Source organism: Desulfocurvus sp. DL1XJH-121 (assembly GCF_054819825.1).
Genome location: NZ_JBTVWW010000200.1, coordinates 1 through 238 on the forward strand (window position 1 = coordinate 1; position 238 = coordinate 238).

The following is a 238-nucleotide window of genomic DNA, read 5'->3' on the forward strand; positions in this document are numbered from 1 at the left end:
TTGCCGGCGGGCCAGCCGATCATCTTCGCGGCCTCGTCGGCGAAGAAGACGTGCGGGATGAAGCCGAAGACGAAGCCGACGGCGCCGACGTCGAAGACGAAGGCGTAGACGAGCAGGAGGCGGAGCACGTTGCGGCGCGTCCAGGGGCCTTTGGCGATGGCGAGGTGGACGAGCGGCAGCAGCACGCCCAAAATCATCATGACGACGTTGACCATGGGAGCCCCCTCCAGGCGACGGC

General features: G+C 67.2%; 1 protein-coding gene. It reads right to left on the reverse strand.

The window, feature by feature from the left end; genetic code table 11:
- Window positions 1-215: DUF6790 family protein (locus ACYYG1_RS17870; protein ID WP_461211676.1), on the reverse strand; the 215-nt coding region annotated here is incomplete at its 3' end.
- Window positions 216-238 lie beyond the last annotated feature (23 nt).